At 74.8% G+C, this 4,400-nt stretch carries 3 protein-coding genes; 1 reads left to right on the forward strand and 2 read right to left on the reverse strand.

All coding sequences use genetic code 11. From position 1 onward, the window contains the following. Both ACFU99_RS21900 and ACFU99_RS21905 read right to left on the reverse strand, forming a co-directional pair. Positions 1-1,971: hydantoinase/oxoprolinase family protein (locus tag ACFU99_RS21900; protein WP_384394472.1), on the reverse strand; the 1,971-nt coding region annotated here is incomplete at its 3' end. 102 nt (positions 1,972-2,073) lie between these two features. Beyond that, the gene (locus ACFU99_RS21905; RefSeq protein ID WP_384394474.1) at positions 2,074-3,501 is read right to left on the reverse strand and encodes a HEAT repeat domain-containing protein; all 1,428 of its coding nucleotides are present in this window, start codon (positions 3,499-3,501) and stop codon (positions 2,074-2,076) included. 322 nt (positions 3,502-3,823) lie between these two features. Between ACFU99_RS21905 and ACFU99_RS21910 the strand changes: the two genes are divergently transcribed. Continuing rightward, the coding region (locus ACFU99_RS21910) for a PAS domain-containing protein (protein ID WP_384394476.1) at positions 3,824-4,400 on the forward strand (577 nt) is incomplete at its 3' end.

The following is a 4,400-nucleotide window of genomic DNA, read 5'->3' on the forward strand; positions in this document are numbered from 1 at the left end:
CCGAGGTGGGTGGGGCCGGGGCCGGTGTGCAGGGCGTTGGTGTCGCGGGTGGGGTCGCGGCGCGCCAGGCGGGGGTGGAGGCCGGGGAGGGCCGGGCGGTCGTGGGGGCCGGGCGTCCGCCGGGCGGTTCGCGCTCTCGGGGGCGGGGCCCGAGGGCTCCGGGTCGGCCGGGCGGGCCGTGCCGCCGGCCGCGCCGACCGTCTCCACCGACACGGCTTCGGCGACGATCGGCTTGTCCATGGTGAAGCCGTAGCGGGCGCGGTGGAGCCGCAGGAACTCCTCGGTCATCGCGCCGATGCTCTCCAGGGGCACGGCGAGGGCCGCGTCGGTGCCCGCGTAGCGCAGCTGGACCTTGGCGTTCGTGGTGAGGGCCCGTTCCTCGACGCCGTCGGCGAGGAGGTCCGCGCGGGTGAGCCCGGCCAGCCGCCCGGCCTCCGCGCGCAGTCCGGGCAGGGTCTCCGCGCCCAGTTCGGTCTCGACGGACTGCTCGCGCATGGCGGTGGCGTCGGCGACCCCGATGCCGTAGGCGGAGAGCACGCCGGCGAGCGGCGGCACGATCACGGTGGTGATGCCGAGGGCGTCGGCGACCGCGCACGCGTGCTGGCCGCCCGCGCCGCCGAAGGTGGTGAGCGCGTAGCGGGTGACGTCGCGGCCACGTTGCACGGAGATCTTCTTGACGGCGTTCGCCATGTTGAGGACGGCGATCTCCAGGAACCCGGCGGCGACCTCCTCGGGCCGTCGGCGGTCGCCGGCCGCCTCCGCGATCTCGTCGGCGAGCGCGGCGAACCGCTCGGCGACCGTCTGGGCGTCGAGCGTCTGGTCGCCGTCGGGCCCGAACACGGCCGGGAAGCTGCCCGGCTGCACACGGCCCAGCATGACGTTGGCGTCGGTGACGGTCAGCGGGCCGCCGCGCCGGTAGCAGGCAGGGCCGGGCACGGCCCCCGCCGAGTCGGGGCCCACCCGGTAGCGCCGTCCGTCGAAGTGCAGGACGGAGCCGCCGCCCGCCGCCACGGTGTGGATGTTCATCATGGGGGCGCGCATCCGCACCCCGGCGACCTCCGTGCCGAAGATCCGCTCGAACTCCCCCGCGTAGTGCGACACGTCGGTGGAGGTGCCGCCCATGTCGAAGCCGACGACGCGGTCGTGTCCGGCCTCGGCGGCGGCGCGCGCCATGCCCACGACGCCGCCCGCGGGCCCGGAGAGGACCGCGTCCTTGCCGCGGAAGTGCTCTGCTTGCCGCAGTCCGCCGTTGGACTGCATGAACATCAGCCGTACGCCGCGCAGTTCGCTCGCGACCTCCTCGACGTAGCGGCCGAGGACCGGGGAGAGGTAGGCGTCGACCACGGTGGTGTCGCCGCGCGGTACGAGCTTCATCAGCGGGCTGACCTCGTGGGAGCAGCTGACCTGTGTGAAGCCGAGGGCGCGGGCCGCCTCGGCGGCCTCCTTCTCGTGCTCGGCGTGGCGGTAACCGTGCAGGAGGACGACGGCCGCGCTGCGGTAGCCGTCGGCGCGCGCCGCGCGCAGTTCCGCGCTCACCGCCTCCAGGTCCAGGGGCCGTACGACGGAGCCGTCGGCCCCGATCCGTTCGCGCGCCTCGATGACGCGCCCGTACAGCGCCTCGGGCAGCACGATGCGGCGGTCGAAGATGCGCGGCCGGTTCTGGTAGGCGATGCGCAGCGCGTCCCGGAACCCTTCGGTGGTGACGAGCACGGTCGGCTCGCCCTTGCGTTCGAGGAGCGCGTTGGTGGCGACGGTGGTGCCCATCTTGACCACGGCGATCTGGTCGGCGGGGATCGGTTCGCCGGGGCCGAGCTCCAGGGCCTGCCGGATGCCGGCGACGGCGGCGTCCTGATACCGCTCGGGGTTGTGGGACAGCAGTTTGCGCGTGTGCAGGCTGCCGTCCGGACGCTTGGCCACCACGTCGGTGAAGGTCCCGCCGCGGTCGACCCAAAACTCCCAGAGCCCTGTCATCCGGCCATTGTGGCAGCGTCGTCCGCGGTTGCGCGGGAGCCTTCCCGGCCGGTGCGGCCGGGACTTCAGGGGGCGGCCGCGGGCGGTGCGCCGCGCCCTCCGCTACACCGCGGGCGCGTCGGGCCCGATGCGGCTGCGTACCGCGGTCTGGACCTCGGCCTCCTCGGCGGGGTCCGCGGCGAGCCGGCGGAGCTGGTCGACGACGCGGTCGTCCGCGGTGGCGGCGTGCCGCGCGGCCAGCTCGCGGGTGGTCTCCTCGCAGTCCCACAGGCACTCGACGGCGAAGCCCGCCGCGAAGGAGGGGTCGGTGGCGGCGAGCGCGCGGGCGGCGCGGCCGCGCAGATGGGAGGAGGACGTCTCGCGGTAGACGTGGCGCAGGACGGGCGCGGCGCAGTTGATGGAGAGGCGGCCGGCGCCGTCGACGAGGTCCCAGAGCACCCCGGCGTCGGGGCCCTCGGTCCGTACGGTCCGGCGCAGCGCGCCCAGCACGGGCCCGGCGTCGTACTGCGCGCCCCGGCAGGCGAGCATCCCGGCGGCGGCGTCGCCGAGGGCGTCGGTGCGGTGCAGCCAGGCCCGGGCCCGTACGAGGGCGGCTGTGCTGCGCATCCGCTCGAAGGCGGTGACGGCGGCTTCCGAGACGAGGGTGCCGGGGTCGTCCACGGCGCTCTCGATGAGGTCGAGGGCGCGCGGGTCGTGGTGTTCGGCGAGGTAGCGCAGGGCGGTGGCGCGGGCGGCCTCGGGACCGCCGGCCGCGGCCTCGATGATCTCCAGGCGGTCCTCGGGCCCGGCGACGGCGGTCAGGCACCGGGTGGCGGGGACGTGACGGTGCTGGGTGGGGTGCATGTCCAGGCCCTGCTGGGCCCAGTCGAGCACTTCCCGTACGCTCCAGCCCGGACCGGGGCCGGCCGGCCGGAGCTGGCGTCGCCAGCGGTCGAAGGAGCCCTGTTCGCCGGCGGCGCGCACGCGGGCGGCCGTGGCCGGGGAGAGGGTGTCGTCGGCCCACAGCCGCCAGGGGCGCGGCTCGAAGGCGTCACGGACGGCGGCGGTGAGGGCCGCGTCGCCGTCGGCGGTCCGGGGGAATCTGGCGAGAATGAGCTCCCCGAGGCCGGCCAGGCCCGTGTCGTCGTCGCGCAGGGCGAGCTCGTCGAGGGCCCAGGCCCAGTTGGAGCCGGTGGCGGCGTAGCGGCGCAGCAGCAGCAGCGCTTCGCGGCGGCCGTAGGAGGCGAGGTGGCCGAGGACCGAGAGGCAGAGGCCGGTGCGCTCCTCCTGCGGGTCGAGGAGGTCCTCGGGGTGGAAGAGGTGGTGTTCGATCTCGTCCAGGGGGCCGTCGAGCTCCATGTGGAGGCGCGCGTAGTAGAGCGAGCGGTTCTCGACCTGCCAGTCGCGCCGGGGGTCGCGGAGCACGCAGTGGTGCAGCGCGGTGAGCGCCTCGGCCCGGGGGGCCGCGAGCGCGTGCAGGGTCCCGTCGCCGCGGCCTCTCTGCAAGAGGCCGAGCAGGGTGCCGCTGGGCGCTATGTCTGGATCGAACATGGGGTCAGCATCCGGTGCGGGGACTTCGGTGGCAACGGGATTTCCGTCGTCCGGCATTCTTGCCGGTGTCCGCCCGTCCTATGCCGGGTGAACAGTGCGGACCTCGTTGCTTCCGCGCGGCGCAGCCTACCCGGAGCAGCAGATTCCGCCGAGTTCCGGCCAGCGCTTACCGGCCGCGCCGGTGGCATATGTCAGAAGCACCACCGTATCGGGTAGTGCCAAATCCCTTACGCGGCGTCGCTCCCTGTGCAACAGTCGTTACCGGCCCACTTCGCCAGATCCGCCCGAGCCGGCCGCGCCGCGCGTCAATCGGAGTACGTACATGCCGTCCCCCCTCTTCGCGGACCGTTCCCCCGCCCAGCCGCCGGAGCGCGGCGCGGTGGACGCCCTCATCTCGCAGACCCGCAGGCTCCGCGGCGGCGTGGACGCCGTCCGCCGGGAGGCCGCGGTGGACGAGGAGCAGCTGGACGATCCGCAGGTCCGATGGCAGCGCGCGCTGTGCGAGCTGGCCGTGCACCACCTCGACGACCTCGGCGCGCACCTCGGCCAGCTGCGCGAAGGGGTGCCCACCGAGCTGCCGGAGCCGGAGCCGTACCGTCCGCCGCTGCCCGCGGCCCCGCCCGAGCAGGAGCGCGGCGCACTGCTCAAGCGGGTCGGCAGCGCCGAGTGGAATCTGCTGACCGACGACGTGACCTGGTCCGAAGAGCTGTTCCAGATCTTCGGCCGGAGCCGCGCGGACGGCGCGCCGACCCTGGACGAGCTGCCCTCCTGCCTCCACCCGGAGGACCAGGAGCTGCTGACGGCCAGAGTCACGGACTGCCTGGTGGACGGCAAGCCGATCGACGACGAGTTCCGCATCCTGCGCCCGGACGGCGGCCGGCGCACGGTCCACATGATGG

This window comes from Streptomyces sp. NPDC057654 (assembly GCF_042800135.1).
Classification (GTDB): domain Bacteria; phylum Actinomycetota; class Actinomycetes; order Streptomycetales; family Streptomycetaceae; genus Streptomyces.